Source organism: Bradyrhizobium sp. Kon58, from assembly GCF_055807455.1.
This window is the reverse complement of sequence record NZ_JBVVOT010000001.1, coordinates 206,562-232,220: the sequence shown is the minus strand read 5'-3', so window position 1 is coordinate 232,220 and position 25,659 is coordinate 206,562. Positions and strand designations below refer to the sequence as shown.

General features: G+C 63.5%; 30 protein-coding genes. 19 read left to right on the top strand and 11 right to left on the bottom strand.

Annotation, left to right across the window (positions count from 1 at the left end; genetic code table 11):
* Positions 1-44: 44 nt before the first annotated feature.
* Positions 45-611 (bottom strand): glutathione peroxidase, encoded by a 567-nt coding sequence (locus AC0L20_RS01195; protein WP_473287107.1) that lies wholly within the window; start codon positions 609-611, stop codon positions 45-47.
* 92 nt (positions 612-703) lie between these two features.
* Positions 704-2,290 (bottom strand): L,D-transpeptidase, encoded by a 1,587-nt coding sequence (locus AC0L20_RS01190; RefSeq protein ID WP_473287106.1) that lies wholly within the window; start codon positions 2,288-2,290, stop codon positions 704-706.
* Between the two features lie 208 nt (positions 2,291-2,498).
* On the opposite strand from AC0L20_RS01190, the gene AC0L20_RS01185 reads away from it, so the two are divergent.
* The 3 genes from AC0L20_RS01185 (at position 2,499) to AC0L20_RS01175 (ending at position 4,269) form a co-directional block, all read left to right on the top strand.
* Positions 2,499-3,047, top strand: a complete 549-nt coding sequence (locus tag AC0L20_RS01185) for a CreA family protein (RefSeq protein ID WP_247360644.1) — start codon at positions 2,499-2,501, stop codon at positions 3,045-3,047.
* Between the two features lie 659 nt (positions 3,048-3,706).
* Positions 3,707-3,871 carry a hypothetical protein gene (locus AC0L20_RS01180; RefSeq protein WP_167552240.1) on the top strand — a complete coding sequence of 55 codons (165 nt, stop codon included), beginning with the start codon at positions 3,707-3,709 and terminating at the stop codon, positions 3,869-3,871.
* A 35-nt stretch (positions 3,872-3,906) separates the two neighbouring features.
* Positions 3,907-4,269 carry a hypothetical protein gene (locus AC0L20_RS01175; RefSeq protein ID WP_007609442.1) on the top strand — a complete coding sequence of 121 codons (363 nt, stop codon included), beginning with the start codon at positions 3,907-3,909 and terminating at the stop codon, positions 4,267-4,269.
* A gap of 3 nt (positions 4,270-4,272) precedes the next feature.
* Here AC0L20_RS01175 and AC0L20_RS01170 read toward each other — a convergent pair whose 3' ends face one another.
* Both AC0L20_RS01170 and pdxR read right to left on the bottom strand, forming a co-directional pair.
* Positions 4,273-4,521, bottom strand: a complete 249-nt coding sequence (locus AC0L20_RS01170) for a DUF6719 family protein (protein WP_473287105.1) — start codon at positions 4,519-4,521, stop codon at positions 4,273-4,275.
* A gap of 67 nt (positions 4,522-4,588) precedes the next feature.
* Positions 4,589-6,061 (bottom strand): MocR-like pyridoxine biosynthesis transcription factor PdxR, encoded by a 1,473-nt coding sequence (gene pdxR / locus AC0L20_RS01165; protein WP_473287104.1) that lies wholly within the window; start codon positions 6,059-6,061, stop codon positions 4,589-4,591.
* Positions 6,062-6,135: 74 nt separating this feature from the next.
* On the opposite strand from pdxR, the gene AC0L20_RS01160 reads away from it, so the two are divergent.
* The 7 genes from AC0L20_RS01160 (at position 6,136) to AC0L20_RS01130 (ending at position 12,704) form a co-directional block, all read left to right on the top strand.
* Positions 6,136-6,861, top strand: coding sequence for a pyridoxamine 5'-phosphate oxidase family protein (locus tag AC0L20_RS01160; RefSeq protein WP_473287103.1), 726 nt, complete (start codon positions 6,136-6,138; stop codon positions 6,859-6,861).
* A 55-nt stretch (positions 6,862-6,916) separates the two neighbouring features.
* Entirely contained in the window at positions 6,917-8,194 is a 1,278-nt protein-coding gene (locus AC0L20_RS01155) for an ArgE/DapE family deacylase (RefSeq protein WP_473287102.1), read from the top strand.
* Positions 8,195-8,444: 250 nt separating this feature from the next.
* Positions 8,445-9,254, top strand: a complete 810-nt coding sequence (locus AC0L20_RS01150) for an alpha/beta hydrolase (RefSeq protein WP_473287101.1) — start codon at positions 8,445-8,447, stop codon at positions 9,252-9,254.
* A 33-nt stretch (positions 9,255-9,287) separates the two neighbouring features.
* The gene (gene kynA / locus AC0L20_RS01145; RefSeq protein WP_473287100.1) at positions 9,288-10,127 is read left to right on the top strand and encodes a tryptophan 2,3-dioxygenase; all 840 of its coding nucleotides are present in this window, start codon (positions 9,288-9,290) and stop codon (positions 10,125-10,127) included.
* Between the two features lie 20 nt (positions 10,128-10,147).
* Positions 10,148-11,350 (top strand): kynureninase, encoded by a 1,203-nt coding sequence (kynU, locus tag AC0L20_RS01140; RefSeq protein WP_473287099.1) that lies wholly within the window; start codon positions 10,148-10,150, stop codon positions 11,348-11,350.
* A gap of 172 nt (positions 11,351-11,522) precedes the next feature.
* Positions 11,523-11,924 carry a PaaI family thioesterase gene (locus AC0L20_RS01135; RefSeq protein WP_473287098.1) on the top strand — a complete coding sequence of 134 codons (402 nt, stop codon included), beginning with the start codon at positions 11,523-11,525 and terminating at the stop codon, positions 11,922-11,924.
* A 150-nt stretch (positions 11,925-12,074) separates the two neighbouring features.
* Positions 12,075-12,704, top strand: a complete 630-nt coding sequence (locus AC0L20_RS01130) for a GNAT family N-acetyltransferase (protein ID WP_007591845.1) — start codon at positions 12,075-12,077, stop codon at positions 12,702-12,704.
* Between the two features lie 79 nt (positions 12,705-12,783).
* Here the strand turns inward: AC0L20_RS01130 and AC0L20_RS01125 are convergent, their stop codons facing one another.
* Together AC0L20_RS01125 and AC0L20_RS01120 are read right to left on the bottom strand one after the other, a co-directional pair.
* On the bottom strand, positions 12,784-13,089 hold the full coding sequence (locus AC0L20_RS01125; protein ID WP_007591844.1) for a hypothetical protein: 306 nt from the start codon (positions 13,087-13,089) through the stop codon (positions 12,784-12,786).
* A 95-nt stretch (positions 13,090-13,184) separates the two neighbouring features.
* On the bottom strand, positions 13,185-13,871 hold the full coding sequence (locus AC0L20_RS01120) for a DUF2161 domain-containing phosphodiesterase (protein WP_473287097.1): 687 nt from the start codon (positions 13,869-13,871) through the stop codon (positions 13,185-13,187).
* 141 nt (positions 13,872-14,012) lie between these two features.
* Between AC0L20_RS01120 and AC0L20_RS01115 the strand changes: the two genes are divergently transcribed.
* The gene (locus tag AC0L20_RS01115; protein WP_456764610.1) at positions 14,013-14,360 is read left to right on the top strand and encodes a hypothetical protein; all 348 of its coding nucleotides are present in this window, start codon (positions 14,013-14,015) and stop codon (positions 14,358-14,360) included.
* Here the strand turns inward: AC0L20_RS01115 and AC0L20_RS01110 are convergent, their stop codons facing one another.
* The 3 genes from AC0L20_RS01110 to AC0L20_RS01100 form a co-directional block, all read right to left on the bottom strand.
* Positions 14,361-15,041 carry an SDR family oxidoreductase gene (locus tag AC0L20_RS01110; protein ID WP_473287096.1) on the bottom strand — a complete coding sequence of 227 codons (681 nt, stop codon included), beginning with the start codon at positions 15,039-15,041 and terminating at the stop codon, positions 14,361-14,363. It lies immediately after the preceding gene.
* A gap of 40 nt (positions 15,042-15,081) precedes the next feature.
* The gene (locus AC0L20_RS01105; protein WP_473287095.1) at positions 15,082-15,825 is read right to left on the bottom strand and encodes a tyrosine-protein phosphatase; all 744 of its coding nucleotides are present in this window, start codon (positions 15,823-15,825) and stop codon (positions 15,082-15,084) included.
* 169 nt (positions 15,826-15,994) lie between these two features.
* A complete protein-coding gene (locus AC0L20_RS01100; protein ID WP_007591835.1) occupies positions 15,995-16,198 on the bottom strand; it encodes a DUF2735 domain-containing protein in 204 nt (67 codons plus the stop codon).
* A gap of 537 nt (positions 16,199-16,735) precedes the next feature.
* On the opposite strand from AC0L20_RS01100, the gene AC0L20_RS01095 reads away from it, so the two are divergent.
* The 4 genes from AC0L20_RS01095 (at position 16,736) to AC0L20_RS01080 (ending at position 20,222) form a co-directional block, all read left to right on the top strand.
* Entirely contained in the window at positions 16,736-17,770 is a 1,035-nt protein-coding gene (locus AC0L20_RS01095) for a glutamine synthetase beta-grasp domain-containing protein (RefSeq protein WP_007591833.1), read from the top strand.
* Positions 17,771-17,964: 194 nt separating this feature from the next.
* A complete protein-coding gene (locus AC0L20_RS01090; RefSeq protein ID WP_473287094.1) occupies positions 17,965-18,666 on the top strand; it encodes a GrlR family regulatory protein in 702 nt (233 codons plus the stop codon).
* 18 nt (positions 18,667-18,684) lie between these two features.
* Positions 18,685-19,368: a substrate-binding domain-containing protein gene (locus AC0L20_RS01085; RefSeq protein WP_473287093.1), complete on the top strand. Its 684-nt coding sequence runs from the start codon at positions 18,685-18,687 to the stop codon at positions 19,366-19,368.
* A 32-nt stretch (positions 19,369-19,400) separates the two neighbouring features.
* On the top strand, positions 19,401-20,222 hold the full coding sequence (locus AC0L20_RS01080) for a tetratricopeptide repeat protein (RefSeq protein ID WP_473287092.1): 822 nt from the start codon (positions 19,401-19,403) through the stop codon (positions 20,220-20,222).
* An 84-nt stretch (positions 20,223-20,306) separates the two neighbouring features.
* Here AC0L20_RS01080 and AC0L20_RS01075 read toward each other — a convergent pair whose 3' ends face one another.
* Positions 20,307-20,756, bottom strand: coding sequence for a hypothetical protein (locus AC0L20_RS01075; protein WP_473287091.1), 450 nt, complete (start codon positions 20,754-20,756; stop codon positions 20,307-20,309).
* A 338-nt stretch (positions 20,757-21,094) separates the two neighbouring features.
* Between AC0L20_RS01075 and AC0L20_RS01070 the strand changes: the two genes are divergently transcribed.
* The 3 genes from AC0L20_RS01070 (at position 21,095) to AC0L20_RS01060 (ending at position 23,446) form a co-directional block, all read left to right on the top strand.
* On the top strand, positions 21,095-21,799 hold the full coding sequence (locus AC0L20_RS01070; RefSeq protein ID WP_247408493.1) for a GrlR family regulatory protein: 705 nt from the start codon (positions 21,095-21,097) through the stop codon (positions 21,797-21,799).
* A 283-nt stretch (positions 21,800-22,082) separates the two neighbouring features.
* The gene (locus tag AC0L20_RS01065) at positions 22,083-23,030 is read left to right on the top strand and encodes a phosphatase PAP2 family protein (RefSeq protein WP_473287090.1); all 948 of its coding nucleotides are present in this window, start codon (positions 22,083-22,085) and stop codon (positions 23,028-23,030) included.
* A gap of 167 nt (positions 23,031-23,197) precedes the next feature.
* Positions 23,198-23,446, top strand: a complete 249-nt coding sequence (locus tag AC0L20_RS01060; RefSeq protein ID WP_473287089.1) for a hypothetical protein — start codon at positions 23,198-23,200, stop codon at positions 23,444-23,446.
* Between the two features lie 94 nt (positions 23,447-23,540).
* On the opposite strand, the gene AC0L20_RS01055 is transcribed toward AC0L20_RS01060, so the two are convergent.
* A complete protein-coding gene (locus tag AC0L20_RS01055) occupies positions 23,541-24,326 on the bottom strand; it encodes an IclR family transcriptional regulator domain-containing protein (protein WP_473257059.1) in 786 nt (261 codons plus the stop codon).
* A 114-nt stretch (positions 24,327-24,440) separates the two neighbouring features.
* On the opposite strand from AC0L20_RS01055, the gene AC0L20_RS01050 reads away from it, so the two are divergent.
* A complete protein-coding gene (locus AC0L20_RS01050; RefSeq protein ID WP_473287088.1) occupies positions 24,441-25,655 on the top strand; it encodes an ABC transporter substrate-binding protein in 1,215 nt (404 codons plus the stop codon).
* The last annotated feature ends 4 nt before the right edge of the window (positions 25,656-25,659 follow it).

The following is a 25,659-nucleotide window of genomic DNA, read 5'->3' as shown; positions in this document are numbered from 1 at the left end:
GCGCGCCGGCCCAATTGTGCCCAACCGGGTTGGGACGCGTGGCGTCAAGTGTCGGCCAACGCCTTGGCGATCGCCGTCTTGATCCGCGTGTCGGCCGGCTCGACCGTGGACGCAAAGACATCGGCGATATAGCCGTCCCGCCCAATCAGATATTTGTGGAAGTTCCAGCGAGGAACTTCTCGCGGGCGCGCCTCTGCCGCCCATTTGTAGAACGGATGCGCCTTCGCACCGACCACGACAGCCTTGGCCGCGATTGGGAAGGTAACGCCGTATTGGTGGTGGGCGGTCTCCGAGATCTCACTGGTGCCGCCGGGCTCCTGTCCGCCGAAGTCGTTGGAGGGCACGCCAATGACGGTGAGGCCGCGTTCGCGAAACTCGCCCCAGATGTCTTGCAGGCCGGCATATTGCGGCGTGTAACCGCAGAGCGAAGCGGTGTTGACCACCAGCAGCGGCTTGCCGGTGAAGGCCGCAAGGCGGATGTCGTCGCCTGATAATGCCGGAAAGGAGAAAGCGTAGGCGGAGATCCGGCTCATGCCGCCATCGGCCAGTGCGCCTCTAGCAGATGCGGTCGTAGCGACAAGCGCGGCGAGCATGGTCCTGCGGTTCAACATGGCAACGTCCCCCGACGTGATCCGGAACGCACTGTACTCCGTCGGCGCGAGGCGCCTGCTCAACACCGCGTTATCGGACGTGGCGAGGCGCGTCAGTACAGGCGGACGATGAAGTCGGTGCCTTCGCCAGTCTCACCCTGGTTGATGCCCTGGTCGGAGACGATGATCGAGCCGCCTGACGTCAGCATTTCGTTGATCTTCGCGATCGTGTCGGCCGGGATCGAGACGCGGTCGAGGGCCTCGGCCGGGCTGTCCGGCGTGACCACGGGCTTGGCAGCGACGGGAATCACGGCTGCGCCACGCTGGTGGCCTGTCATGCGGCGATCATCCTCGCGCGCGGCAGAGCGGACCGACACCGGCAAGGACACCACCGACCAATGCAGCGCATTGGAATCGGCCTTGTCGATCTCGGCGGTAAAGACATGCGTGCCGAGTGGCCGATCGCTCGCGGCGATCGTGACAGGCACCTCGAACAGCGGCGCAAAGTTCTGCCGCACGTAGAGCTTGGAATCCTTGCGGCTGATGAAGACCGCGATCTGGCCCGTCCGCTTGGGCGCTTCAGGTTTTGCCACGGGCGCCGGATCCGCGACGCGGGTCTCGTCCTTCTTGACGTCGGGTGTGGCCGCCTGCGCTGCCGCCGCGGCCGGTGCATCGGGCGTCTTCGCGGTTTCGGACTTGGCGGTTTCGGATTTCGGCGTCTCCGCGGCCTCGACAGGCCTCGCTTCGGCGTTCGCGGGCTGCGCGGCATCTCCGGCCTGGGGCTTGGCCTCGGCGGTCCTGGTCTCGGGCTTTGCCGTTGTCTCGGTCTGGTCGGCCGATACCGAGGCCTCCTCGCGGGCCGGGGCATATCCGGTGGTCACGTCCGACATGATGGTGTGACCGACCGACGAGCGCAGCTCGAGCACGCCGTCGGCGCTGGCGGTCTTCGTTTCGGCCGGGTTCGCTGCGGCGGCTCCGGTATTGGCCGCGCCTTTGTCGGCCTTGTCACCGGCATTGGTCTGCGGCTCGAGGCTGGCCGCGGGTTGCAGCGGCACGCGCAGCGAGGCAAGCAGCGGATGTGAGAAGTTCTGCGGCGACATCTGGCCCGGCGAAACGATCACGCGCGCGCCCATCCTGGTCCAGTTCCACATCTTCACAGCGAACGCCATCGGCATGCGGATGCAGCCGTGCGAAGCCGGGTAGCCCGGCAGCACGCCGGCATGCATGGCAACGCCCGACCACGTAATCCGCTGCATGTACGGCATCGGCGCGCCGCTATAGATGTTGGAGTGGTGAAATTTGTGCTTCTGGATGACGCTGAACACACCCATCGGCGTCGAATGGCCCTTCATGCCCGTCGACACCGGGGATTCCGCGAACACGCCGTTGGTGTCGTAGACCGTGACCTTCTGCCGGTCGATCGAGACGACGATGACGAGGGGACCTTGCGGTTTCGTGCCGGCTTCCTTTTCGGCAACGAGGTCTTTCTTGCCGGCCGCACCACGCTTCTGCGGCTTCTGGCGCGGGACTTCGGGATGGCGCTCCTGGCGCCCGTAGGACCCGTCAGAATAATCCGTCCAGTAATAAAACGCTGCGTCCGCCTGGCTCGCCGTGCCGATCGCACCCGCCGCCGTCAAAATGGCGACCTGCCAAAATCGCGCCGGCTTGGCAGAAAAACCAGACCCGTTCACGCTGTTCATCATCGAATCCATAATCCAAATCAGATGTTAGTCTCTCAGAGGGGATACGCGTTCACCAGCATGGCGGTTCTGCGATCAGCTACTTTTGTCCAAAGCGTAGCAAAAAAGCCTCACGGAGCGGTAAACGGCGGCCGTGTCGGCTTGCCGGTCGTCTTCCTGATCGGTCGCCCGATGCCTACATTGCTGGGACTTGTTACTGGAGAACTTCATGTCATCTCGTTTCCCCGGTCTTTCCAGCATCCGCTTGAAAGGCCTCGCTTTATTCCTCCTGGCGCTGACCGTGCCGGCAGCGTCCGCATCCGCCGCGGACGAGCCGGATCTGATCTTCCGCCGCTCGACCGTGTTCAAATGGATGAGCCCGAACGACAAGCTTGCGACCTATGGCCTCGACGACCCCGAAGTCGAGGGCGTGGCCTGTCATTTCACGGTGCCGGAGAAGGGCGGCTTCAAGGGCTGGCTGGGCCTTGCCGAGGAGGTCTCGGACATTTCGCTCGCCTGCCGTCAGGTCGGCCCGATCAAGTTCAAGAACAAGATGGAGCAGGGCGACGACATGTTCCGCCAGCGCCGCTCGCTGTTCTTCAAGAAGATGCAGATCGTGCGCGGCTGTGACGCCAAGCGCAACGTGCTGGTCTACATGGTCTATTCGGACAGGCTGATCGAGGGCTCGCCGAAGAACTCGACCTCGACCGTCCCGGTCATGCCGTGGGGACCGGCGGACGCAAACGTCCAGAAGTGCGGAGAGTTCTTCACTCAGTGACGCATTTGCGTTCGCTCAGTGAGGGGTTTGCGTTCACTCAGTGATGTCAGCGCGGCTGGCGCGCGGTTTTGCAAGATGGGAGCCGGTCAGCCGCACGAATGACTGCGGCGTGGCCTCAAACCCCCGGCTCGATTGCAGCGCCATTTCGCCAGGCGAATTGGCGCTGCTGCGAACAGGCCGTTGCTCCCGGCGGTCCGTTCGTTGGTCCGCATCGCGCGTCGTTGCGCGATTCTGCGCCGTCATGATGGCCGTTCCTCACATGAACGCGCTCGGTGATTCCCGGGCGTCTCGGTCTCGATAGCTTGGGTCGCCGTCGAAGCGCCCCCGGTTCGACAGGGCCCAGCCTTCGTTCGGATCCTCTTCAGCAGAAAAACGTAAAACGCGTGTGAAGGGTGTGAGGCGGGATCATGACGACGCCAGCGTTCCGGCGCGCAGCCGAGCACGCACGGACCTGCCAAGTCACTTTGGGCTGCCGCACGACGCATCTGAAAAGATTGAGATTTTCCGTTGAATATGTCGTCGCCCCGAGCGGGACGAAACAATTCTCACGGAGATGAAACCATTTTCCGGCTTTGGCGCATCACGCGCGAAACCGCCCATGGTTATCAACCTCACAACGACGACGGCGCACGCCGGCCACCGAATTCGGAGAGAACTCCATGCGCACGCTCAGCCTCATCCTTGCTTTCGGTTTCGTGCTTGCCGGCTCCTCGTTCGCAGGCTCGCCGGATGGCAATGTCCCGGGCATCGGCACTTTCCAGTACAGCGGCTCGCCGATCATGACCCCGGCACCGCAGCCGATCGTGGTTGCCGCGCGCTTCTGATCGCCAACAAGAAAAATCAGCCGATAAAGGCCATCATGATTGTTCGTACTTTCGCTGCGGCGTTCATATCCCTTCTGACGATCAGTGCCGTTCAGGCGCAGGTGCGCTCTCCCTCCAGATTACCCGATCCCCGTACCGAGTTCGTGAGGCAATGCGCGCCGCGCATGCTCGGGCGGTGGGAGCATCCGGAAGAGGTCTGCGGCTGCCTGCACGATCATGCTGCCGCGGTCGTCGAGGATCGCGATCTCCGCGAGGCCCTGCTGCGCGGCATCAGCGAGACCGGGGTGCCGACGATCGAGACCGATTGGGTGCCGGCCGCAAAGCAGACCGAAATCGGGCCGACCTTCACCAAGATCGCCAAGCCGACCCTGCAATGCATGTTCGATCCGGCGAAGTAGCGCTCATCGCTTTGATTTCGGACCAAACCGCGACACGCAGGTGCTGGTCCGCGCGACGCCCTTGTCGGTCATCTTGGCGCCGCGCACTTCCTTGACCTGTCCGGCGGGACAGGTTCCGTCGTCCACTTGCACGCGCTGGCCAAGCTTGAGATCGACGATGTCCTGCTCGCGTCCAACCGTGCCTGCGCGCGCCGTTCCGGCGAGTGCGATGAAGATCAGGAGCGAGAGGCAAGTCGCGCGGCGTAGCAGCATGGTGTGAGCTCCCGGCATCGGTGCCGCAATGTAGGGAGCGGCAGCCGATTCTCATAGTGAACGTTCGTCATGCCCGCCGGGCCGGCTTGCGCCGCGCACGCAAGGCCGCTCGTGATTCCCGCGCGAGCCGCTCGGCGGATGCCACGAGCTTTGGAATCGCGTGGCCGGAAAATCCCAGCACGAAACCGGGCAGTGGACGTGAGCGTGAATAGGTGTCGGCCAACAGCCAGCCTTCGGCGCCGGCGGCCTGCTTGGCTTGTGCCGCTACCAGCAGATCGACCGAGGGATCGAACCGGGCGACAAGATGCAGGCCCTGTGATGGGACCGGCACCGACAGCACGCCGTCGGATGCGGCTTCGAGCGTCCCGGCGAGCGCGTCGCGCGCCTCGCGGTAAAGCTTGCGCACGCGTTTCAGGTTCGCCGCGAACGCGCCGGAATTGAGCATGTCGGCCACCGCGCCCTCCATCAGCGTGCCGGGAAAGCGGTCGAGCGCGGCCCGCGCGGCAGTGACATCCGCAATCAAGCGCTCGGGCAGGGCGCAGTAGCCGATGCGCAAGCCCGGAAACAACGTCTTGGCGAACGTGCCCATGTAGATCACGCGCTGGAGGTGATCGATGCCGGCCAGCGACATCAGCGGCGCGCCGTCGTAACGGAATTCGCTGTCGTAATCGTCTTCCAGCACGAAGGCGCCGGCCTGCCTGGCCCAGTCCAGCAGCTCGAGCCGCCGCGGCATCGACATCTGCACACCCAGCGGAAACTGGTGCGACGGCGTCACATAGGCTGCGCGCGCGGACGGCGCCGCTGCGCGGCCTCTGGCGATCCGCATGCCGTGCGCGTCGACGGGAACGGACACGGCACGATAGCCGCAATGCGCGATAGTCTTGCGCGCGGCGGGATAACCTGGATCCTCGCACCAGACCTGATCATTGGGCTTCAGAATCGCGCTCAGCACGATGCGCAGCGCGTGCAGCGTGCCTGACGTCAGCATGATCTGATCGGGATCGCAGCGCAGACCTCGCGCCGACAACAGATGATCGGCGATCGCCGAACGCAGCTCGCGGCTGCCGCGGGGATCGCCATAGTGCAGATGCTCCGCGCCGAAGGAGCGCATGCGACGGCCGACAAAGGCCCGGAAACGCTGCACGGCGCGCGCGTCGATATGGGTGCAGCCGAGCGAAAACGCGCCTTGCCCCGGCGTTTCGACGCTGATTTTCGGCCGCTTCGGCTCGGCCGCGCGCGCGGGGATGCGCGCGGCGACGAAGGTGCCGGAGCCGATGGTGGCGTCGGCAAAGCCGTCGGCGATCAGCCGCTCATAGGCAGTGACGACGGCATTGCGCCGAAAGCCAGTCTGTTTGGCCAGCGTGCGCGACGGCGGCAGCGACTCGCCGGGTTTCACAAGGCCGCCGACGATCATCTCGCACAGCGCCTGGTACAGCCGGTGCGCCGACGAGGCGCCAGCCGTGATGTGCGGGCCTGCGAGGTCGAGCGGCAGCTCGGCTTTGGCCGGCGAGGAGACGGAATTGGTCGGAATTTTTCGCATGGAATTGGCACTATCGCAGACCAAATCCTTAGCTACAACTGCGCTGGAAGTGATCCAATCCGACAGGAGCGGCCGTGAGCCAGACCGAGAACCAAAATTCCTATCCGACATCCGCGCGCAACCAGGTGAAGCGCCGTCACGACCGCGGCTTCTACGATCACGACACCGTTCATCGCATCCTGGATTCCTCGATGCTCTGCCACGTCTCCTACGCCATCGACGGCCAACCCTATTGCACGCCGACCTTCTTCTGGCGCGAAGGGACGAAGCTGTATTGGCATGGCTCGAGCGCCAGCCGCATGCTGCGCAACCAGACCCGGGGCGAGCGTGTGTGCCTGACGGTCGCCCATCTCGACAGCCTCGTGCTGGCGCGCTGCGGGTTCAATCACTCGGCCGACTACCGCGCCGTGATGGCGTTCGGCACCGCCTATCTCGTCACCGATCCCGAGGAGAAAGAGCGCGCGGTGATCGCGATGGTCGACCGCTTTTTCACGGATCGCACCGCCAGCCTGCGGGCGAGCAACACGCAGGAGATCAAGGCGACCTCCTTTATCGCGATGGAGATCGAGGAAGCCTCCGCGAAAGTCCGCGCCAAGGGTGTCGCCGACGACGACGAGGACTATGAATTGCCGATCTATGCCGAGCGCATCCCGGTGCGCACCGTGCTCGGCGCGCCGGAGCCTTGTCCGCGGCTGCTCGACGGCGTGCGCCGGCCGGCGACACTGAATGGCTATTCGGAGGGCCGGCTGCTCGAAGATGCATTGCGGGATGCCTATTTTGCAGAGTACCCGAACGGCTGAAATCGGTTAGCTTGCGCTCCATCGATGACCATTAATGCCCGATTGGAGTTGCCGGATGAATGCCGAAACGCAGCAGAGGATTCTTGACGCCGTCGATGCCGGCTTCGAAGCCCAGCTCGCGACCACACGCGATTTCGTCGCGATCCCCTCGACGCGCGGTGCGGAGGGGCCATGCCAGGACATGATCGGCGACCTCCTGCGCGCGCGCGGCTACGAGATCGACGACTGGCACATTGATGTCGACGACCTCAAGGATCTGCGCGGCTTCGGGCCCATCGAGCACGATTTTTCGAAGGCGCGCACTGTGGTCGGCACGTACCGGCCTAAAACCGAGGCGGGCAAATCCCTGATCCTCCAGGGCCATTGCGACGTCGTACCGGCCGGCCCGCTGGAACTGTGGGACACCCCGCCGTTCTCGCCCGTCATCAAGGACGGCAAGATGTTCGGTCGCGGTGCCTGCGACATGAAGTCGGGCACCATCGCAGCGCTCTCCGCGCTCGATGCGATCAAGGCCGCGGGCCTCAGGCCGACGGCGCGGATTCACTTCCAGTCCGTGATCGAGGAGGAGAGCACCGGCGTCGGCGCGCTCTCGACGCTTCAGCGCGGCTATCGTGCCGATGCTTGCTTCATTCCTGAGCCGACCGGCGGCAAGATGGTGCGCTCGCAGGTCGGCGTGATCTGGTTCCGCTTGCGCGTGAAGGGCCATCCGACCCATGTCGCCTTCGCCGGCTCCGGCGCGAACGCAATCATGGCGGCCTATCATTTGATCCAGGCGCTGCAAAAACTCGAGATCGAGTGGAATGAGCGCGCGAAAGCCGATCGTCACTTCAAGACGCTGAACCATCCCATCAACTTCAACCCTGGCATCATCAAGGGCGGCGACTGGGCCTCCAGCGTGCCGGCCTGGTGCGACGTCGATTGCCGGATTGCCGTGTTGCCGGGCTGGTCGATCGCCGATCACCAGAAGGAGATCATGGCCTGCGTTGCTGCTGCCGCGCGCAACCATCGCTTCCTCGCCAACAATCCCCCGGAGGTCGAATGGTCGGGCTTTTTGTCGGAAGGCTACGAGCTGACCGACGCCGCCGCGCCGGAAGCCGCGTTCGGCAGGGCCTTCAGCGCCGTCTATGGCGGCGAAATCGAAGACCTCGTCTTCACCGCGCTCACCGACACCCGCTTCTACGGACTCAATCACGGTATCCCGAGCCTCTGCTTCGGCGCGAGTGGGGGCGAGATGCACGGCTTCAATGAATATGTCGATCTGGATTCGCTGAAGAAGACGACCAAGGCGATGGCGCTGTTCATCGCGGATTGGTGCGGGGTGGAGAAGGGGTAGCGACGGGCTCGGCTCTCTCGGCCGTCATTGCGAGCGCAGCGAAGCAATCCAGTATCCCCCCGCCGGGGCAGTCTGGATTGCTTCGTCGCTACGCTCCTCGCAATGACGAAGCAAATATCCTGCCGGTCAGCTGCCCAATCCACCGGCGTTCCAAAATCCTTTAAGCTTAAACTAAAGACTAGGATGCCGCCCGCGCCGGTGGCAGACTGGCGCCAGGCCCACAAGGCCTTGAGTCCGTCGAGGAAGCACGATGCGCGATTGGGATGACGCTTACGCCAATTCGGCCCATATCCCGGGCTCGGACAAGATACCGGCGCTGTGGGCCGAGCGGGCGGCGGCTTATCGCGCCGGGCTGAAGGAGTTTCGCGCTGACATCGCCTATGGCGGCGGCGAGCGCCAGCGCCTCGATCTGATCTTGCCCGACGGCGACAGCAAGGGCCTCGTCGTGTTCGTCCACGGCGGCTATTGGATGCGCTTCGACAAATCGGCATGGACTGATCTCGCCGAAGGCGCGCGGCATCATGGCTGGACGGTTGCGCTGCCGAGCTACACATTGACGCCGGCCGCACGCATCTCCGACATTACCGCGGAAATCACCACAGCGATCGCCAAGGCGGCCGCGCTGGTCGCGGGTCCGATCCGGCTCGCCGGCCATTCCGCCGGCGGTCATCTCGTCACGCGCATACTCTGCGACGACAGCAGGCTCGATCCCGCCGTCGCCAACCGCATCGCCGGGACGCTGTCCATCAGCGGCCTGCACGATCTGCGTCCGCTGCTCAAGACCAGGATGAACGAGACCCTGCGCATGACGATGGAGGAGGCCACGCTGGAAAGCGCGGCGCTGCATCTGCCGCGCGGGCCTTCGCCCGTGACCGCCTGGGTCGGTGGCAACGAGCGGCCCGAATTCATCCGCCAGTCCGATCTGATGGCCAATGTCTGGACTGGATTCGACGTGCCGACGCGTCTTGTGGTCGATCCCGGGCTGAACCATTTCACCGTAATCGACGCTCTCAAGGATCCGTCGTCGCCAATCACCGCGCGCCTGATCGGCCTCGACTGACGAGGCCTCAAAGATCGATCGAAAGGGCCTGCCATGACGTCCAGCCAATACGATCCCGCAAGCGAAGGCGCCGAGACCGATTTCGCCCGGCGCATGTCCTACGGCAATTATCTAGCGCTGGACGCGATCCTCGGCGCGCAGCATCCGCTGTCGGAAGCGCATGACGAGATGCTGTTCATCATCCAGCATCAGACCACCGAACTCTGGATGCGGCTCGCCATCCACGAGCTCAGCGCCGCACGCCGTTCGATCGCGAAGGATGAGGTGCAGCCTGCGATGAAGATGCTGGCACGGATGTCGCGCATCTTCGAGCAGCTCAACGGCGCCTGGGACGTGCTGCGCACCATGACGCCCAGCGAGTATACGCGCTTCCGCTCGCAGCTTGGCCAGTCCTCGGGCTTCCAGTCGCGGCAGTACCGGTTGATCGAATTCCTGCTCGGCAACCGCAACCACGCCATGCTCAAGCCGCACGCGCACGATCCGGAAACCACGCAGCTGCTCGAAGCCGAGCTCGCGACGCCAAGCCTCTATGACGAGGTGCTGCGGCTCGCCGACCGCAACGGGCTCAAGATGCCTGCGGCGGTGCTGGCGCGCGATGTTCGCGAGACCCATAGCTTCAACGAAGGTGTGCTGCAGGCCTGGCGTATCGTCTACGAAGCGCCGGAAACGCACTGGATGCTCTACGAGCTCGCCGAGAAGCTGGTCGATTTCGAGGATTATTTCCGGCGCTGGCGCTTCAACCACGTGACGACGGTCGAGCGCGTCATCGGCTTCAAGCGCGGCACCGGCGGCACCGGCGGCGTCAGCTACCTCAAGAGGATGCTGGAAGTCGAACTGTTTCCGGAACTCTGGCGCGTGCGCACGATCCTGTAGAGATTTCCATAGAGAATTCGATGATCAAGCTTCGCGTCTACGACGACACCAAAGCGCTGTTCCATATGCCGGATGGTGTGATCTATCTCGACGGCAATTCGCTCGGCGCGTTGCCGCTTGGCGTTGCCGAGCGCGTCAGCCGCGTCATCACCGCCGAATGGGGCGACGAGCTGATCCGCGCCTGGAACACGGCGGGCTGGTACGCCCAGCCGCGTCATGTCGGCGATCGCATCGCGCGTCTGATCGGTGCGGAAACCGGCTCCGTCATGGTCGGAGATACGCTGTCGCTCAAGGTTTATCAGGCGCTCGCCGCCGCGCTCGATATGAACGCATCGCGCAAGCTCGTCCTGTCGGACACCGGCAATTTTCCGACCGACCTCTATATGGCCGAAGGCCTGATCGCGACGCTCGGCCGTGGCCATCAATTGCGCCTGGTCGCGCCGGAGGAGATCGAGGCTTCGTTGTCGGAGGAGATCGCGGTGCTCTACATCACCGAGGTCGATTACCGCACCGGACGGCGCCACGACATGGCGAAGCTGACTGCAAGAGCGCATGCGCTCGGCATCGTCACGGTGTGGGATCTCGCGCATTCGGCCGGGGCGCTGCCGGTTGATCTTGCCGGCACCAGCGCTGATTTCGCCGCCGGATGCACCTACAAATACATCAACGCCGGCCCCGGCGCGCCAGCCTTCCTCTACGTCGCGCCGCGCCATGCCGACGGCGTGCGCGCCGCTTTGTCGGGGTGGATGGGGCACGCAAAGCCGTTCGCGTTCGAGCTTGCCTATGCGGCTGCGGGCGGTGTCGAGCGCATGCGCGTCGGCACGCCGCCGGTGCTGGCAATGGCAGCGCTGGAGGCTTCGCTCGACATCTGGGACCGCGTCGATATCGGGGAGATCCGGGCCCGCTCGCTGGCGCTTGGCGATCTCCTGATTGCCGAGGTCGAACGCCGCTGCCCCTCCTTGAAGCTCGTCACCCCGCGCGCTCATCAGCGTCGCGGCTCGCAAGTCTCATTCGCCTTCGCAGGCGGCTACGCTGCGATGCAGGCCCTCATCGCCCGCGGCGTGATCGGGGATTTCCGCGCGCCTGACATCACGAGGTTTGGCATCACGCCGCTGTATATCGGCGAGAGCGAGATCGTGCGGGCAGCCGAGCTCATCGAGGAGGTGATTGCGGGCGAGGTGTGGCGGCGTCCGGAGTATCAGGTAGTGAATGCGGTGACGTGAGGTATGAAGGCTGTCTCCCTCGTCATTGCGAGCGCAGCGAAGCAATCCAGGATCTTTCCGCGGATACATTTCTGGACTGCTTCGCTGCGCTCGCAATGATGACCTCGGACGTCACTGCATTGCCGCGCGGAGCAATTCACCCTGTGAGCAGAATGATTTGGGAGGAGATCCGATGACGCCACTCGAAAGACTTAAAGCGATGAAGATGCCGTTTGCCGAACTCAAGGGCGTCGAGTTCGTCGAGGCCGGGAAAGATCGCGTGGTGGCGCGGATGACGGTCAGGCCCGATCTCTGCACGCTTCATCACACTATCCACGGCGGCGCGGTGATGGCGCTGGCCGATTCCGTCGGCGCGGCGGCCACCGTGATCAATCTGCCGGAGGACGCCAAGGGCACGACCACGCTCGAGAGCAAGACCAACTTCATCGGCGGGGCCAAGGAGGGAACCACGGTGATCGCGACCGCCACCCCAATCCACAGAGGCCGGCGCACCCAGGTCTGGACCACCCGGCTGGAAACCGAGGACGGCAAGCTGGTTGCCGTGGTGACGCAGACCCAGCTGGTCCTCGTATGAATACGGGGGCTTGATTTTATTAACGAATTAGTCGCTTCCGATGCCCGAAACTTGGGCAGGTTCCCGTCTTGAAAAGTTTGTTGCGATGCACAATATTGGAGGCCTAGGGATTCGAACGCCTCCTCGAGGGACACCAAGAGGAGTTTTGACTTGTCACTCGCAGCAGATTTTGGACTTGAAGTAACCAGCCGCCCGAAGTCCGTTCAGGGCTACGTGCGCACCTTGAGCCAGCAGGAAGAATTGCCGCTTTTGCGCGATCATCTGCTGAGGCTCGATGCCGAAAGCCGGCACGACCGCTTCAACGGTTTTCTCGACGACAGTTTCATCGAGCGTTACGCCGCCCGCTGTGCCGAGGACGGCACCGTGATCGTCGCCTATATCGTCGACGGCGTGGTCCGCGGTGCGGCCGAGCTGCATCCGCCCGAGGGCGATTCGCTGCCCGAGGTCGCCTTCAGCGTGGAAGCCTCGGCGCGGCGCCAGAACGTCGGCACCGTGCTGTTCAGCCGCCTGATCGCGGAAGCGCGCTGGAAAGGCTACAAGCGCCTGCGCATCACCACCGGCGCCGAGAATCACGCGATGCGCGCGCTCGCCAGGAAGTTCGGGGCGCATCTGCAATTCCGTCATGGCGAGTCAACCGGTACGATCGATCTCGCCAAGGCGCCGGAGGACGAGCTCGCTGATCTCGCGGCCTCGCCATTCACGGCCGGCCGCGCTCTGATCAGCTTCAACTCGACCTGCTGGAAGATCATCTCCAGCATCTATGGCAATCGCGCCGCCTGACCTGAAAAAGCCGACTGGAATCAAAAAGCGGACCGGCAAAACCGGTCCGCTTTCGTATTCAGAATAGCGAGCTCAGCGCTCAGGTGCCGGTGCGCTTGTCGTTGCCGAAGCGGCGCACGACACGGCGTTCGACCACCACGGAGCGCTGCGCGCCCTGTTCGCCGGCGATCACGCGGGTCGAGGTGATGCGGCTGTTGGTGCGAACCTGTTTCTTGACCTCGGCCTGGACGACATCGAGCGGCATGCCCATCAGGGCTGCGGCGATCTCGGCCTGCTGCTCCTGATCATCGGTGATGCCGACGGCGGCGAAGATCGCCTCGTCCAGGGTCGGCGGATCGTGGCGCACGCGCCGCGTGCCATATTTGGTATTCCAGTCTGCGTTCATAACGGCCTCGTTTCGATGCCGGGATACCTAGTGCCGTCTATGTTGCATTGCAATATGAAATTGGTGTGGCATCTCAGCTATGCACCGGTTGGGTGTCAGGGTGGTGACGCGACACCGGCAACGTCCTCGACCCGCTGTTGTGGCCAGCGTTTCAGCGCCGCGTGGCCCGCTTCCGTCAGCCCGTAGATTCCCCGCTCGGTGCGTTCGAACCAGCCATACACATTGTTAAGCATGATCTTGCCGGCATCGGGACAGCGTTGGCGCAATTCGCTCACCTTCCGCGGGCCTGCTGCAAGCTCCGAGGCGCAGGCCAGCGCCTGCTGCCGGTAGGCCGTCATGATCGGCGCGCGGGTGCTGCCGCCCAGCACCGGATCGCCCTGGCGGCGCTGATGCTCTGCGACGAGGCGCGAGCGGACCTTCGGCTCGCGCCGAGGGGCTGCCGTCGGCGGCTTCACCAGCACCTCGACCTGACCGCGGTCGGTCACCCCGAGCATGCCGAAGCCGAGGCGGCGACAGAGATTGCGATAGCGCGCGTCGGTCTCGCGTCCCTTGCCGCGCACTGACATCTTTGCCGCAATCCAGACCTCGTCGCCGGCCGGTGCACGATCGACCGCCTGAAGGATCAGCTCGAGATTGAAGCTCAGCTTGAGCTCGCCGATCACCACCACCGGCGGGTCGCCGGCGCTGAGGCCCACGAGATCGCAGCCGCCGATCTCGCCCTTGACCGTGAAGCCGAGCTCTTCGAGGAAGCGTTTGACGGGCAGATAGAGCGTGGTTTCCAAAGGAAGCTTCCGAGTGTCACGTCCGGTTGGGAATCAGTACCGCGCAGTTTAGCCCGGAACGGCCCTACAGCTCTGCGCCATTTGATCGGGAACAGATGATCCGGCTATCCTGCGGGTGGGACAATCGGGCGCTTCACGAAGATGACCATCAGGAATGGGCTCTATCATATCCGCATCGAAATGCTGGATGCCGTCCAGGGCGGCAACCAGGGCGTCATGGTGATGCGCGACGGCACCATGCGGGGCGGGGATTCATTCTTCTTCGCCTACGGCAGCTACACCTCGGCCGACGGCAAGTGGAAGGGCGAGCTGACCAACGAGGAGCATTCCCCCTCGTTCGACGAGCGCCCGGTGTGGGGCCGCAAGGTCGTGACCATCGGCTTCAGCGGTACCTATAATGACGAGACCGCGTACGGCGAGGGCATCGCGCTCGCCGGCAAGCAGAGCATCCGTTTCAAAGGAAATCTCCGGCTCTTGGTGCCAGATTGACTACACCCGCCCGCCGACCGGAATCAGCGCGCCGGTGACGCCGCTCGCGGCATCGCTGGCGAGGAACAGGATGATTTCGGCGAGCTCCTGCGGCGTCACCCATTTGGCGAAGTCGGCTTTCGGCATGTCGGCGCGGTTCGCCTTGGTGTCGATGATCGAAGGCAGCACCGCGTTCACGGTCACCTTGCCTTTCCACTCGCTCGCCAGCGCCTCGGTGAGCCGGTGGACGCCGGCTTTCGACGCCGCATAGGGGCCCATGCCGGAGCCGGCCTGAAGCGCGCCCATGGCGCCGATATTGACGATGCGGCCGGCTGTGGACGCGGCCAGATGGGGCAGCGCCGCGTGTGAGGCGTTGAGCGCCGTCAGCAGGTTGAGCGCATGCATGCGCTGCCACGTCTTGACGTCGCCGTCGCCCACGGTCTCGAAGGCGAAGCCGCCGGCGATGTTGATCAGCCCATCGAGCTTGCCAAAGTGTCTTGCCGCCGCCTCGACCGCCGTCTTTGCTTGGGCTGCGTCGGACAGATCGACGCCGCCGATCTCGATGCGCTCAGGCGTCGCCGAGATTTGCGATGGCGCATGGTCGATGCCGGCCACGCGCGCGCCGCGCGACTGCGCGGTCTCGGCGACGACTTTTCCAAGTGCGCCGAGTGCTCCGGTCACGATCAGAACCTTGCCTTGCATCATCGTTCTCCAGGCGCGGCCGTATAGGATTTATGCCCGCTTACGATTGCAGATAGCGCGCCTTCAGTGCGGTCCGCTCCGCTGTGCCGAGCTTGAGACCCTTGCGCAAGTAGGTTTCGAGGTCGCCATACTCGCTACCGACGGCCTCGAAAGCAGCGGCAAGATACGAGGCCTCGACGGTGCCGATCGCGTCGAGAACATCGGCGGGAAGATCGGAGACATTTGATGCGTCGCGCTTGTAGTGCTGGTTGGTCAACAGGTAGTCCTCGGCAATGATTTCGTCGGCGACGCCGAGCGCATGCAGGATCAGCGCGCTGGCAAAGCCGGTACGGTCCTTGCCGGCGGTGCAGTGAATGACGAGCGGCGCGCGGTCCTCCAGGAGATGCCCGAACAGGTTGCGGAAACTGGCCGTGTTGTGGCGGACATAGTTGCGATAGGATTCGCGCATGAGTTCGAGCGCGACCGGCGCGGTCAGCCTGCCCCTGGCGAGCTCGGCGCGGAGCGCAGCCACGACCGTCGGCTCGATCGGCAGTGAATGCACGGCGATCTCGTCGACCACGCAGACACCCGCCGCACGCTCCGCGACGCCACGAAAATCGAAGGCGCTGCGCACGCCCAGCGCGCGGACGATCTCGACATCGGCGGCAGTGAGCTGGCCGAGATGGTTGGAGCGGAAGATGTGCCGCCAACGCGTGGTACGGCCATCTGCGGTCGGATAGCCGCCGAGGTCGCGAAAATTGCTGGCGCCTTGCAGGGCGAGGTGGCGGGCGGGGGAGTCTTTCATGGAGGTGTCTTGTCACGCATCTGAAGCGGTCGGTGACCGCCTGTGCGACCATATGATCCCGCAATCAAGTCCGGAATCAAAAAGGGCCGAAACTTCGTTGTTTCGACCCTTTTTCAAACTGACGCCGGACGCTTGAGAGGGCGCGGCGGTATTGAACCGAACGCAGGCATCAGCGATCCCATTTCGGCTTGGCTTCATCGACTGCTTCCTGATGGTACCAGCTGCCGCTGCAGATCGTCTCGTTCACGGGGAGCGAGGCGTGGTTGGCGGGAAGGCGGGTCTCACCGTTGCGGCGCCCCCCGAGAGCGGAGCGGCCCCCGACAGGGAATTGGTAGATCTGTGCAGATCCGTGACTCAGTCCATTGTTCATCATTGCGGTATCTCCCGAGATCGCAGCGCTGGCCTCCATGGTGCGCCCGACTCGTTGGCTTGTGGTTACTGGAATCCCCATATCGGCCGTGCATTCCGAAATGCAAAGTGCTGAAAAGGAAATCAGCCTTGGCCTATTTTGTAGGCAGGTTGCATTCTGCTTCCTCTAAGGCAGCGCTCGGGTGGCTAACGCGTGGGCCGTTGCGAAGGTTGCGGGCGACGGTCGCAGACTTGGCGAATATTGCCGGACGTTGATGCGCGTTTAGTCGGCAACCTCAGGCCGGGGCCTGCCTGCTCCAGAATCGGGCGTTTTCCGCGGGATTTTTGCGGTGCAGCTTCACGCAAAGGTGCGCCGCTATGACGCACGGCGCACTGGCCGATCCGCCGGGAGGGAGAGGGGGCCGCCGGCGGTGGAAAACCTCCCGCGCTGCGGCCTTTTGGCACGTTAAATGCTTGGAAGGGGTCGGCCGATGTTGGCCGGGTAAACAATCGTGCGGGGGCCTGCGGCCCCCACCTTTCGCATCATCTACAGAGAGGCTCAATGACCAAGTATAAGCTCGAGTACATCTGGCTCGACGGATATACGCCGACTCCGAACTTGCGCGGCAAAACTCAGATCAAGGAATTCGCGTCGTTCCCGACGCTCGAGCAGCTTCCGCTCTGGGGCTTCGATGGCTCCTCCACCCAGCAGGCTGAAGGCCACAGCTCCGATTGCGTGCTGAAGCCGGTCGCGGTGTTCCCGGATGGCGCCCGCACCAACGGCGTGCTCGTGATGTGCGAAGTCATGATGCCCGACGGCAAGACCCCGCACTCGACCAACAAGCGCGCCACCATTCTCGACGATTCCGGCGCCTGGTTCGGCTTCGAGCAGGAATACTTCTTCTACAAGGACGGCCGTCCGCTCGGCTTCCCGGCCTCCGGCTATCCGGCGCCCCAGGGTCCGTACTACACCGGCGTCGGCTTCTCGAACGTCGGCGACGTCGCCCGCAAGATCGTCGAAGAGCATCTCGACCTCTGCCTGGCTGCCGGCATCAACCATGAAGGCATCAACGCGGAAGTCGCGAAGGGCCAGTGGGAATTCCAGATCTTCGGCAAAGGCTCCAAGAAGGCCGCTGACGAAATGTGGATGGCCCGCTACCTGATGCTGCGCCTGACCGAGAAGTACGGCATCGACATCGAGTTCCACTGCAAGCCGCTCGGCGACACCGACTGGAACGGCTCCGGCATGCACGCCAACTTCTCGACCGAGTACATGCGCACGGTCGGCGGCAAGGAGTACTTCGAGGCGCTGATGGCCGCCTTCGACAAGAACCTGATGGACCACATCGCCGTCTACGGCCCGGACAACGACAAGCGTCTGACCGGCAAGCACGAGACCGCACCCTGGAACAAGTTCAGCTACGGCATTGCCGATCGCGGTGCTTCGATCCGCGTGCCGCACTCCTTCGTCAACAACGGTTACAAGGGTTATCTGGAAGACCGTCGTCCGAACTCGCAGGGCGACCCATACCAGATCGCTTCGCAGATCCTGAAGACGATCGCCTCCGTGCCGGCCGACAAGAAGGCCGCCGCCTAAATCCTCCCGGCCCGGGCTGGGGGGCTGGCCCGGGTTGGACTTCGATCCGCCGAAGCCGAAAGGCTTCGGCGGATTTTTCATGCTGATGACAGCCGTTGCGGAAGACCCCTCGGACATCATGGCGCGAAACTTGTCCATCGCCGCCGAAAGCGGGATAGAGTGCGTCTGGATGCGTGCAGGGCCGGGGACGGCTGGTGTTTGAAGGCTTCTACAAGACGAGATTTCAGCTCGGCGACGCCGTCGGCCGGAGCGTGATGCATGCTGGCAACGGCAAGATGCTCGGTGGCAATTCGGCCTTCGCCCATATCGGCACCTACGCCAAGACCGAAGCCGGCATCGACATCGTGATCAGCACGGTCCGCCACAACCCCGATCCGAACTACCGCGCCATGGCGGGCACGGACGATGCGACCCTGCTGGCCAAGGGCTGGGCCGACGGCGATCTCTATCGCTTCAAGGGCGAGCTCAAGGAGCTGCCCGGCGTACCCTTTCAATCGTTGATGACGCCGATCACCGAAGACGAGATGCCGATCGCCGGCGGCGTCGGCGAGGCCGGCATCGCCGACGGGCTCTACTCGGTGCATCTGCGCATGCTCGATGGCGTCGACGGCGGTCTCACCGGCGTGATGCTGCTCAACAAGGGCCGCATCCTCGGCGGCGATGCATCATTCTATTATCTCGGCAGCTACACCGCCGCCAACGGGCGCTGGAAGGGCCAGATCCTCAACCAGGAGCACACGCCGGCCAAGGACGATCCGATCTTCGGCGGCCACGAGGTCGGCATCGGCTTCTCCGGCACTTATGATGCCGAGCAGGCGGTGCTGGAGGCAACGGCGCTCGCCGGCAAGCGCAGCCTGCGCCTGACCGCCGCGCTCAAGCTGATGCACCGCGCCTGATCGCCACGGGAATCGCTGATGGAAACAATTCGCATGCTTTCGACGCTCGGCCTGATGGGCGCGATGCGCAGCCTGTCCTCCGCGTACGAGACCGCGACCGGCGTCCACATCGACGCTGATTTCGCGCCGACCTTGGCGCTGCTCAAGCGGCTGCGCGACGGCGAGGCCGCCGATCTCGTGATCCTCACCCGCGAAGGGCTCGACGAGATGATCGGCGAGGGCCGCGTCGTCTCAGGGAACGCGGCCGATCTCGCGCGCTCCTTCGTCGGCATCGCGGTGCGGGCAGGGCAAGCACATCCCGACATCGCCACCGCATCCGCGCTGCGCGACACGCTGCTGGCTGCGCGATCGGTCGCCTATTCGCGGCTGGGGGCGAGCGGCGTGTACTTCGCCCAGCTGGTCGTCCGGATGGGGATCGCGGCAGAGATCAATGCCAAAGCCACCATCGTCGAGCAGGGCTTTACCGCGAAGCGGCTCGTGAGCGGCGAGGCCGAGCTCGCCGTGCAGCAGATCAGCGAGCTGAAGCAGGTCGAGGGCATCGAGGTAGTCGGCCCGGTCCCGCACGATCTGCAAACGCCGGCCGTGTTCTCCGCCGGCCGGATGGCCAACGCCAAACATGCCGAAGCCGCTGACCGGCTGCTGCGCTATCTGGCGTCGCCCGAGGTCGTCCCCGTGCTGCGCCAATCGGGACTCGAGCCTTGAATTTGCCGGGGCGACGACGCAACTTGGCGTCCATGCGGACTTTCCTCGTTGCCATCCTCCTCACGCTTGCGGTGCCGTTGTCGGCGCATGCGCAATCGGCCGATCTCGTCCTGTGCGACCGGGTTGCCGCCGACCCCAGCGATCCCGACAAGCCGGCCGACATCAGGGGCGTGACGGAGATTGCGGCCTCCGACGTCGCGACCGCCATCAAATTCTGCAAGCAGGCCGCGCCGTCGTCGCGGCGCGCGATGTTCGCGCTCGGCCGCGCCTATGCGGCCAACCGGCAGACGGCGGAAGCGATGGCTGCCTGGCGCAAGGCCGCCGACAAGGGATCGAGTGCGGCGATGGTCGAGCTCGGTGTGGCCTACGGTACCGGCTCCGGCGTCGCCAGGGATGAAGCGCAGGCCCGCAAATTGTTCGAGAAGGCGGCGCAAGCCGGCAATCCCCGTGGCATCAGCAATCTCGCCGCGCTCAGTGGCACCGGCGGTGCCGCGCCGGCCGATCCGGCACAGGCGCGCGCATTGCTCGGCAAGGCCGCCGAGACCAATGCGGAAGCGCAGTACCAGCTCGGCGTGATGCTCTCCGAAGGCACGGGCGGGGCGAAGGACGACGCCGCAGCGCGCGCGCTGTTCGAGAAGGCGGCGGCGCAAAACCATCCCGGCGCGCTGGAGCGGATGGGCGCCTTCGCGCAGGAAGGCCGCGGCGGGCCAAAGGACAAGGACGCCGCGAAATCCTATTACGAGCGCGCCGCAGCGCTCGGCGACGCCGATGCCAAGCAGGCGCTGGAGCGGCTGCGCTGTCCCTATGCGATCAAGGACAAGCAGGGCAAGCTCGTCACCACGCTGTGCTTCTAAAGCGCGTTGCACGCGCTTTGGATTTATTTGTGAGCGTGAGCTTTTCGGAAGACCGCTGCGCACTTTTCCGGATCATGCCGTAGCTCACTTGTAGTAGTAGGCGACGTTGTTGCGGGCGTCGCGATAGCTCGTCTCGAGAAAATCCGGATATTGCGCGGCCGCTCGTGCCACCGCGCGCACGACGCAGTCCCAGAAATCGCCGTCCCAGCTGAAATGCGCGAAGGTCGCGTCCTCGAACCTGACGGCGGTGACGATGGCTTGCCTGATCGCATCGTCATCGGCGCACGGATGAGCGCGCTTCATATAACTGAACATCGGCCCCTCATGGGCGTGGTCGCGATCCCGGCGGTACTTCGCGCTGCTTTGCTCCGGCGTGAGGGTGCGGTTGGCGCGGACCTCCTCGACGGTCGGGCGCCCCTCGACCGAATCCAGCTGGGTGCGTCGGCGCCAAAGCTCGAACGCGGCATCGAGCAGCGGCTGCTTCGCCGCGCTTGCGATGAAGGTTGCGATCTGCGCCTCGGCTGATGGCTCCATGTGATCCATGCCGCTTTGTCGCGCGCCTGCAACAGCGGGTTCGAAGCCGGCTTGGGGGAGTGCGTAAGGGCCGCTCGCGACCGGCCAAACAAAAAACTCGAAAAACAACCCCATGCACAGTAGCCAAGTGTTTGAAATCACAGGTCCGCAAATGGCGTGAAATCGCTACCTGCGGAATTGCCGAAATCTATTGCGCCGTCGGGCAAAACAGGCGCATGATGGCATCATGGCAGGGTGTGGCTTCGCGAATGCCCCTGCGCGAAAAAGCCCGATGGTCTTGGTGCGATGGCGGTGCTAGGTAGCGCGTGCTTTCCTTCTGATATTCCGGGTCAATTGCGTTGCTGGACGGACTCTACAAGGTTGAATACGGCGTCAACGATGCCTTCGGCCGCAGCATCATGTGCATGCATGACGGCAAGCTGCTGGGCGGCAATTCGGCCTTCGCGCATCTCGGAAGCTATTTCGAGCGCGACGGCGAGATCATCGCCGAAGTCATCACCGAACGGCACAACGACGATCCCAACTACAAGCCGCTGATGGGGGCCGACGTCGCCTCGATCGGCGCGCGCGGCCGGCTCGTTGGCAACCAGATCCGTCTGGCGGGCAGCGCGGACACGATGCCAGGCGCCGGTTTCTGGGCCAATCTCACGCGGCTCGATGACGAGGGGTTGCCGCCGCAGGGGACGATTGGTCCGGGCGGGGTGGTGAACGGGCTCTATGCGATCCACCTGCGCGCGCTCGACGGGGTCGATGCCGGGCTCTCGGGCGTCATGCTGCTGATGGACGGCCGCATCCTGGGCGGCGATGCGTTCTTCTACTATCTCGGCTCCTATTCCTCGGCTGACGGCCGCTGGAAGGGCGAGATCCTCAACCAGGAGCACACGCCGGCGAAGGGCGAAAATCCCGTGTTCGGCGGCTATGAGGTCGGGATCGGCTTCTCCGGCACCTGCACCGCCGACAGCGGCGAACTCGAAGGCATCGCACTCGCCGGCAAGCGCAGCCTACGGCTGGCGGCCTCACTCAAGCTGATGCGAAGGGCGTAGGACGGTTACTCAAAAATCTGGGTGTCTGCTTTTGAGAGAGTAACGCAGGCTGGCGTGCGACTCGTGGCGATGTCGGCAAGCGACCCCGAAGCGGGCGTGAGCCCCCTCGGAGCCTATGGTCAGCCGATGATCCAATGCGAACAACGTAGTCAGATTTGATGAGCAGCGCGGAACCTACCGAGGCGCACACACCCTTTACTTGTACAAGCCAAATTAAGAAATCATTAGACGAGCCTCGGATATTGACATTCCAAGAGGGGTCACGGATCCGAACGATGCGATAATGGACAGAGTGATGCGAAATGAAGGCTTTGTCTTTGCCGTCCTGAATGCTTATCGATTCAGCGAAACTCTGCGCTTGTGGATCGCAATTGCAATTGTTGCAGCCGTTGACCTCGTATGGCTTCGCGCCGATGGGATGACGATGGCTATCGACCCGACGCAGGCGATTGCGTTCTGCGCGGCCGCTCTTCTCTCCTTTGTTTACACGAGATTGAGGGCGGATCGGCGTATCGCTGAGCTTGCCACCGCTTTAACTCAGATCATTGCCTTTACGATCGTGGGCGCGATCCTAAGTTATTTAACCGTCACGGCAAAGTTTCCGTTGGTCGATTCCCAGCTGGCCGGCGTCGACACCCTGCTGAGACTCAATTGGCTGGCTTTCTTTGAGTGGGTTGAGGCCAGACCAACTATCAAAGCGGTCCTCGCAGTCGCGTATCACAGCTGTATGCCGCAGGTCGCTATCTTGTTGGTGTGGCTGAGTGCGTGCGGGCGATTTGAAAGGATGCGAGAGTTTGTTTGGCTGTTCGTAACATCCCTCCTCGTGATTATTCCGATCTCATGGATACTGCCGGCAGCGAGCGCATGGGTCTACTTCGGCGTCGTCGACCGAGTCGACGCGTATCATTTGATCGATTTTAACGCACTCCGAAGCGGCGAGATGACACGCATCTCGTTGACGCACGTGAATGGTCTGATCACATTCCCTTCTTTTCACGCTGCGCTGGCCATAATACTCATATACGCCAGCCGAGGCGTGAAGATGCTTTTCCCGCTATACCTTGTCTTGAACGTGCTGATGCTTGCTGCAACACCTACTGTAGGCGGCCATTATTTCATTGATGTCATCGCGGGCGCGGGTGTCATTCTCTGCCTCGCTTGCCTTCGACAGCTTCGCTGGGGCGTTTTGTTTGCGCGATGGAACACCTCGCCATCTCACGCGACCGGATAGTCATCCACGCTCTGCAGGGGGCAGAGCGGTTTGTCTTTGGCAGAGGTCATCAAACGACAAACAGATTGAAGTCCGCTTGTAGCCTAACTCGCTAAAGCGAGCTGATCATGTCCGCTCCCAAACCGTGAGGAAGGGGCAACGATGTCTTCGGCCGCAGCATCATGTGCATGCATGACGGCAAGCTGCTGGGCGGCAATTCGGCCTTCGCGCATCTCGGAAGCTATTTCGAGCGCGACGGCGAGATCATCGCCGAAGTCATCGCGGAACGCCATAACGACGATCCCAACTACAAGCCGCTGATGGGGGCTGATGTCGCCTCGATCGGCGCGCGCGGCCGGCTTGTCGGCAACCAGATCCGTCTCGCGGGCAGCGCGGACACGAAACACGGCGACGAACATTGGTTCCTGTCGTTTTGACGCTCGCGGGCCGCAGATCCTTCGCCACTCCTCGAAGTGGCGTTTGGGACAAGGGCTCACCTTTTCATTCGCGCGCAACACGTAGGCGGCTGCGTCAAGAGACTTTTCCGCGCGCCTTGTTTGCCGCGGACCACCGCCGCTCGATTTCCTTCACCGCCGCCCGCATGTTGGGCAGATACTTTTTGGCGGCCGCCTCCGGCGTCATCGACGACGAGAAGAAAATCAGATTTAGGCTGCCGAGGACTGGGCCGCCCCCCGGAATGGCCAGCGCGATCGCGCTGATGCCCGCCTCCGATCCACCGACGGACGAGGCGTAACCGTCCTTTTTCGTCTGTGAGAGAATGTCCTCGATGAAACGACGGTCCTTTGCCAAAGCCGCGTCCTCCTCGACGAGTGATGCGGTGAGGTCCAGCATTTCTCGTCGCAGAGCAGGCGCGGAGGCAGCCAAGATGGCTTTCCCAAGCGCGCTGCGCACCAAGGATCTCCTCCGTCCGACCATGGACCGATGAACGGAGAACGGACTGAAGGGATGTGTGCTTTCCCGAATAAGTACCGACCCGAGTTCGAACACTCCGAAGTCGCTTGGCCAGGAGACGCCATCCAGTAGGCCGAACATCGCGGGCAGTGCCGCCTGGCTCGATAGATCCCGTGAAGACACGCCTTCGCTCAAGGTGCGTACTTGGGACGTCAAGCCGAACAAGGCATTCGTCTCGTCAAAGGTCACGTAGCCATCTTCGCGCAGCGTATCGAGCAGACGATAGCAGGTGGTACGGTTGAGTCCTGTCCGCTTTGCGAGTTGTACGACGTTGGATGGGCCGCTTGCATTGAGCTCGTTGATCAGCGCCAAGCCACGGGAAAGTGCCCTTACGCTGCGGTGCATGATCCCTCCAGACGTGTTCGCACTGCGAACATTTCATAGACTCAGATGGAATCCTACTTCAATCGGCGGCAATCCATCCCGGCACGCCCAAAAGGGCGGCGACGGGAGGAAACGATGGTTCATTCAAGCTTTTATTTGTCTGCGGCCGTGTGCTTGGCTCTCGCGGCGCCGGTCGCGGCGCAGACCGCCGGCGGCCCCCCGAATCTCAGCGGTGGCAAGGTCAAGGTCGGTGTCCTGACTGACATCGCCGGCCCCACGGCCATGGCGAACGGCAAGGGTTCGGTGATCGCGGCTGAAATGGCCGCCGAGGACTTCGGCTCCGGCCTCAACGTCGAGGTGATCTCGGCTGACCATCAGGGCAAACCCGACGTCGGATCGCAGATAGCCGGACGCTGGTTCGACGTCGAAGGCGTGGACGTGGTCGCCGACATGCAGGGATCGCCGATCGGCTTCGCCGTGCAGAATATGGCGGCGCAAAAGAGCAAGATCATGTTGCTGTCCGGCTCGACCTCGTCGGACTTCAACGGCAAAGCCTGCTCGCCGCTTACGGTCCAGTGGACCGTCGACACCTACAACCTCGCGAAAGGCGCCGCCAAGTCCGTGATCGAGGCCGGCGGAACGAAGTGGTATTTTCTGACGGTGGATCAGGCGTATGGCAACGCCCTGACGCGCGATACGTCGGAGCAGGTCAAGCTCAACGGCGGGCAGGTGGTCGGCAACTCCGTGTTTCCGCCGAACACATCCGACTTCGCGTCGTTCCTTCTGACCGCATCCAATGGCGGGGCCAACGTGATCGCCATTGCAGCGTCGAGCGGCGATACGGTCACCGCGATGAAGCAGGCGGACGAATTCGGCCTGAGCTCCACGGCCAAGATCGTTCCGCTTCAGTCTGTGCTGACGGACGTCTACGCGGTTGGTCAGAAGATCGCGCACGACGCTTACGAAGTGTCGCCGTTCTATTGGGACCGGACGCCCGAAACGCGCGCTTGGGCCGAACGCTTCTTTGCCAAAGCCAAGATCATGCCGACCGGATTCCACGCGGGGGTCTACTCCTCCGTCGCGCATTATCTGAAGGCAGTGAAGGCGACGGGTACCGACGACGCTCCGACCGTCATGAAGCAGATGGAGACGGAACACGTGCACGACTTCTTCGCCGACGGCTACATCCGCGCCGACCGCAAGATGATCCACGACATGTACCTGCTCCGGGTCAAGAAGCCCGGCGAAAACAAGGGCGCCTGGGATCTCTACAACGTCATTCAGACGCTGCCCGGCGAATCCGTCAACCGCCCGCTATCCGAAAGTCCGTGCCCGCTGGTGAAGAAGTAGCCGC